This window comes from Kitasatospora sp. NPDC059327, assembly GCF_042752535.1.
GTDB lineage: Bacteria > Actinomycetota > Actinomycetes > Streptomycetales > Streptomycetaceae > Kitasatospora.
The window spans coordinates 1-5,452 of the sequence record NZ_JBHYYB010000206.1; the positions used below are offsets into that span (position 1 = coordinate 1).

Annotated in this window: 4 protein-coding genes; 2 read left to right on the plus strand and 2 right to left on the minus strand. The window is 72.3% G+C overall.

Annotated features, from left to right (window positions below):
- Window positions 1-392: 392 nt before the first annotated feature.
- Window positions 393-1,253, minus strand: a complete 861-nt coding sequence (locus tag ACFXHB_RS44155) for an NAD(+)/NADH kinase (RefSeq protein WP_380582806.1) — start codon at window positions 1,251-1,253, stop codon at window positions 393-395.
- Between the two features lie 447 nt (window positions 1,254-1,700).
- Between ACFXHB_RS44155 and ACFXHB_RS44160 the strand changes: the two genes are divergently transcribed.
- The gene (locus ACFXHB_RS44160) at window positions 1,701-3,539 is read left to right on the plus strand and encodes a glycoside hydrolase family 15 protein (RefSeq protein ID WP_380582808.1); all 1,839 of its coding nucleotides are present in this window, start codon (window positions 1,701-1,703) and stop codon (window positions 3,537-3,539) included.
- 139 nt (window positions 3,540-3,678) lie between these two features.
- On the opposite strand, the gene ACFXHB_RS44165 is transcribed toward ACFXHB_RS44160, so the two are convergent.
- Window positions 3,679-4,599 (minus strand): SDR family NAD(P)-dependent oxidoreductase, encoded by a 921-nt coding sequence (locus ACFXHB_RS44165; RefSeq protein WP_380582810.1) that lies wholly within the window; start codon window positions 4,597-4,599, stop codon window positions 3,679-3,681.
- A 58-nt stretch (window positions 4,600-4,657) separates the two neighbouring features.
- Here ACFXHB_RS44165 and ACFXHB_RS44170 point away from each other — a divergent pair, with 58 nt between their 5' ends.
- On the plus strand, window positions 4,658-5,338 hold the full coding sequence (locus ACFXHB_RS44170; RefSeq protein WP_380582812.1) for a TetR/AcrR family transcriptional regulator: 681 nt from the start codon (window positions 4,658-4,660) through the stop codon (window positions 5,336-5,338).
- The last annotated feature ends 114 nt before the right edge of the window (window positions 5,339-5,452 follow it).

Here is a 5,452-nt window from a genome sequence, read left to right on the forward strand (position 1 = left end):
GCGAGGGAGTCCAGATCAGGCGTCACAACCGATCTTTGGACTCCCTCGCTTCATGTCATGCGCGCCAGCGAGCCCTTGGCATCAATCATCTAGCCGGGCGCTCCCGAGGCACGGAACGGAATCCTCCCGGTCGTGGACGCGATCTCGCGCGGTTCTCCCGGTGGATTCCCGACATCACCGTGAATGCCGACGCAGCGTCAGACGGTCGTCGACCGCCCGGGTTCACGCGTGCCTGCGGAGGGGGATCGGTCACCGGGCCGCCGGTTCCGTCCGCCGGTTCCGTCCGCCGGTTCCGGCCCCGGCGTCGGTGGCGAGCGATGCCGGTCGTGCGGCACGGAGTACCGGCCGGGCCGGGCGTCGTCCCGGTACGGCCGCCGCGTGGCACCGGGCGGTCAGCCGTGTTCCGCCGAGCCGGTGAGCCGGAGCTTGCGCTGGGCCCGCTGGTAGAACGTGGTGCGGCCCAGTCGCACGACGCGTGCGGCGGTGGGCAGCATGGTCACCTCGACGCGGTCGCCCGGCCCGAGCTGGCCGACCAGGCGGCCGTCGGCCTCGACGGCGAGGTCGCCGCTGTGCGGCAGGACCTCCAGGTCGAGCCGCTCGCCGCTGGAGAGGAACACGGACCGGTTGAACGCGGCGTGCGGGGCCACCGGGGTGATCAGCAGCCCCTCCGCGTTGGGGGAGACGATCGGCCCGCCGGCGGAGAAGCTGTACGCGGTGGAGCCGGTCGGCGTGGCGACGACGACGGCATCGGCGGTGTAGGCCACGAAGGGCTCGCCCTGGACCCGGACGGCGACCGCCGCGGACTTGTGGCCCGGGCTGCGCAGGAGCACGACGTCGTTGAGCGCCGTCTCCCGGGCGGTCCGGAAGCGGGCGTGGACGCCGGAACGGTTCTCCACGGTGAAGCGGTGGGCGTCGATGGCGTCCAGCGCGGCGGGGAGCTCCGGGATGTCGACCTCGGCGAGGAAGCCCAGGCGTCCCACGTTGACGCCCAGGACGGGCGCGTGGCCCCCGGTCGAGAGCCGCATGGCCCGCAGCATGGTGCCGTCCCCACCGAGGCTGAGCAGCAGGTCGGCGCTCGTGGTCATCTCCTCGGCCGCGACCGGGATGGCCTCGCAGCCGATCCGGGCCACCTCCGCCGTCAGCCCCAGGACCTTCGTCCCCCGGGCCCGGCTCCAGCGGACCACGGCCTCCACGGTGGGCGCGCAGGTCCGCTCCGGGTGGAGCACCAGCCCCACTGTGCCGATGAATCCCATCCGGGGCACCTCGAATCGGCCGGGCCACTGTTGCTCAGTCCAGTCACGCACAACCGGTCGCCACCTTCAAGGCCACCATCGGGCTCTCGCGACCTCGGCGAACAGCGCCGTCCGGCCCTCGGCGTCGCGCCGGTCGGCGCCGCGCGCGTAGGCGCGCCCGCTCGCCCGGAACCGCCTGCCGGTTCTGAGGCCGGCGGGGCCGGGGTGGGCGGACGGTCGCGATCAGCAGCCCGTCGTACGGGTGCGGTGCCTCGGCGATCGAGTCCGCCGACACGTCGGGTCCGTGGGGGTCGGCGGGGTCGATCAGCCGCACGCGGAGTTCCCGGCCGCGGCAACGCCTCGCTCCCGCGGCCGTACCGGTTCGCTTCGGCGCTCCCACCTGCCGCGATCTAGCATGAAACAGGAGGTTCGGCTCGATGTCCCGCGCCACTGGGTGAGGAGGCCGCCATGGCGGAGTACGGCGGAGGCGGATTCGGGCGGACGGTCGGTTCCCGCTATCCACCGATCTCCGAGCACGGCCTGATCGGCGATCTCCGGACCGCCGCGCTGGTCGCCACCGACGGCACCATCGACTGGTACTGCTGCCCACGCTTCGACGCGCCCAGCGTGTTCGCGTCGATCCTCGACGCCGACCGGGGCGGCAGTTTCGAACTGTGTGCGGACGTGCCGACCCGTACCCGGCAGTTCTACTTCCCCGACACCAACGTCCTGATCACGCGGTTCTTCGCGGCGGACGGGGTGGCGGAGATCCAGGACTTCATGCCCGTGGTGGACGAGTCCCGCGAGGCGGACCGCCACCGGCTGATCCGGCGGGTGCTCTGCGTCCGCGGGGTGCTGCCGTTCCGGGCGAAGATCGCCCCGCGCTTCGGCTACGGCGCCGAATCGCACACCACGCACCTCGAAGCCGGCCAGGCCGTGTTCCGCTCCCCGTCACTGGCGCTCGCGCTGACCTCCACGGCACCGCTGGAGAGGGACGGCCCGGACGTGTCGTCGCACTTCAAGCTCCTGGAGGGCGAGTCCCACGTGTTCGCCCTCGACCGGATCGGCGACGATGTCCCGGCCCGGTCCTGTCCGCGTGCCGAGGCGCAGGAGCAGGCCGAGGCGACGGTCCGGTTCTGGCGCCACTGGCTGGCCGGGTCGCGCTACCACGGGCGGTGGCGGGAGATGGTGAACCGCTCGGCCCTGGTGCTCAAGTTGCTCACCTACGCGCCGACCGGGGCGATCGTCGCCGCACCGACCACCAGCCTGCCGGAGCGGATCGGCGGCGAGCGCAACTGGGACTACCGCTACGTCTGGGTCCGGGACGCCGCCTTCTGCGTCTACGCCATGCTGCGCCTGGGGTTCACCGCGGAGGCCGAGGCGTTCATGGGGTTCCTCGACGAACGCGGCATCATGCGCGGCGCCGGTGCGGCCGGCCCGTTGCAGATCATGTACGGCATCGACGGACGCAGTGAGCTGCCCGAGTACGAGCTGCCGCACCTGGAGGGCTACCTCGGCTCCGCGCCGGTCCGGGTCGGCAACGCCGCCACCGGCCAGCTCCAACTGGACATCTACGGAGCCCTGATCGACTCCGTCTACCTGTACGACAAGTGGGGACAGCCGATCAGCAGCGCCCGCTGGGACGAGGTCGGCACGGTGGCGGACTGGCTCTGCGAGCACTGGGACCAGCCCGACGAGGGCATCTGGGAGACCCGCGCGGGCCGCCGGGACTTCGTCTACTCGCGGCTGATGTGCTGGGTCGCGCTGGAACGGGCGATCCGGATGGCGAACCGGCGCGGGCTTCCCGCCGACCTGCCCCGCTGGCGGCAGTCCCGCGACGCGATCTACCGGCAGATCATGGCCCGCGGCTGGTCGGACGAGCGCGGCACGTTCGTCCAGGGGCTGGACGACAGGATCCTTGACGCGTCCCTGCTGATGATGCCGATGGCCAAGTTCGTCTCGCCCACCGACCCCAAGTGGCTCTCCACCCTGGACGCCCTGACCACGGACCTGGTGTCCGACTCCCTGGTCTACCGCTACGACCCGGCGGCCAGTCCGGACGGACTCCGAGGCGCCGAGGGCACCTTCTCGATCTGCTCCTTCTGGTACGTCGAGGCGCTGGCCCGGGCGGGTCGGCTGGAGGAGGCCCGGCTGGCCTTCGAGAAGATGCTCACCTACGCCAACCACGTCGGCCTGTTCGCCGAGGAGATCGGCCCGACCGGCGAACAACTCGGCAACTTCCCCCAGGCCTTCACCCATCTCTCGCTGATCAGCGCCGCCTTCAACCTGGACCGCGCCCTGGGTTGACCGGGCCGGCTCCCGCCGGCTGCCGGGTGGGGTACGCGGGGAGGCTCCGTCCGCTCGTGAGCACGACGTCCCGGCGGAGACGAGAGGGTGCCACACCTGTGCGGCGGGTCCCACCGGTCGTGCGGCCTCCACCGGGGTCTCACCTGGTCACGGGTGAGACCGTTCGCGGGGCGGTCGCGTCCTGCGGGAAGTCCGCGGGATAGGCCTCCGTGAAGTCCGCGGACCGCCCGACGGCGCTCCACTTCTCGTCCTGCGCCAGCAGCCGCCGGTCCTGGGCGATGGACCCCTCGGACGCCATCACGCCGAGTGCGAGGTTGGTCGGGATGTCGCGGCGCTTCGCCATCCGCACCAGGATCTCCGCGGCGCGCGCCGGGTCGCCGGCCGGCCCCTCGGTGCTCTGCCGGATGCGCCGGTTGATCGCGCCGACGGTGGAGTCGTAGCCCTCGGGCACGTCGTGCACGGTCATCGAGGGGCCGGCCCAGTCGGTGCGGAACCCGCTCGGTTCGACGACCAGGACCCGGACGCCGAACGGCGCGGTCTCGGCCCGCAGCACCCGGCTGAAGCCGTCGATCGCGAACTTCGCGGCCTGGTAGGAGGCGATGCCGGGGGAGCCGCCGACGCGGCCGCCCATGGAGGAGAACTGGACGACCAGCCCGTCGCGCTGCTCGCGCAGCAGGGGGATCGCCGCCTTGGTGACGTTGTAGACGCCCCAGAAGTTCGTCTCGAACTGGGCGCGGAAGTCCTCGTCGTCGGTGGTCTCGATCGGCGAGACGTTGGCGTAGCCGGCGTTGTTGACCAGCACGTTGATCCGTCCGAACCGCTTCCCGGCTACCGCCAGCGCCGCCCGAGCGGCCGCGGGATCGGTCACGTCGAGCGCGATCGGGGCGATCCGGTCGCCGAACTCGGCGGCCAGGTCGTCGAGCTGTTCGGGCCGGCGGGCCGTCGCCGCGACGGTGTCGCCCGCCTCCAGGGCGGCGCGGACGAGGGCGCGGCCGAAGCCGCGGGACGAGCCGGTGATGAACCAGGTCTGCTGCGGGGTGTCGTTCGTGTTCTCTGCCATGCACTTAGCGAAACATGGTTTTGTTAATAGCGCAACCCCGTTGCGCTAGCATGGGTGCGTGGACACCACCGACTTCCAGCGCGCCCGCTCCCCGCGGGCCAAGCAGCAGCGGGAGGCCGCCATCCTGGACGCCGCCCGGGCCCTGGGTGCCGAGCACGGCATCCGGCAGGTCACGCTGACCGACATCGCCGCGGCCGTGGGCATGCACAAGTCCGCGCTGCTGCGCTACTTCGAGACCCGGGAGGAGATCTTCCTGCGTCTCACCGCGACCGGCTGGCAGGAATGGGCGCCGGTCCTGGGTGCGGAGATCGGCCGGGTCGCCGATGGCGACGCGGCGGGCGTGGCCGCCGCCTTCGCCCGTACCCTCGCGGCCCGCGGCATGTTCTGCGACCTGCTCGCGCAGGCGCCGATGAACCTCGAACGCAATGTGTCGGTCGAGGCGGTGCGCGAGTTCAAGCTGGTGACGCTGGCCGCCGTCGGCGCGATCGTCACCGCGGTCCGCGCGCGGCTGCCGGAGCTGGTCGAGGCCGACGGCGTGGACCTGATGGCCGCCGCGACATCGATGGCGGGCTCCTTCTGGCAGATCGCGACGCCGGGACCGGAGGTCGCGGCGCTGTACCGCGGCGATCCGCGGCTCGCGCACGCGATCGTCGAGGTGGAGCCGCGGCTTGCGCGGATCCTGACGGCGATGCTGGACGGAATCGTCGCGGGCCGCCGGGGCGAGGTCTCACCGAGCTGAGTTGGGGCCCGCCCGGGGCGGACGCTGTTGGTTAATTCGGGCCCTGCTTCGCCCCGCCGACTGGTTGGTCGGCGGGGCGAAGCGCTGCGAAGTGGCTGGTTAGGGTGCGGGCTC

Coding starts and splice junctions, on each gene's coding strand:
- ACFXHB_RS44155 (WP_380582806.1), bottom strand. CDS start 1,253: ATGGGATTCATCGGCACAGTGGGGCTGGTGCTCCACCCGGAGCGGACC.
- ACFXHB_RS44160 (WP_380582808.1), top strand. CDS start 1,701: ATGGCGGAGTACGGCGGAGGCGGATTCGGGCGGACGGTCGGTTCCCGC.
- ACFXHB_RS44165 (WP_380582810.1), bottom strand. CDS start 4,599: ATGGCAGAGAACACGAACGACACCCCGCAGCAGACCTGGTTCATCACC.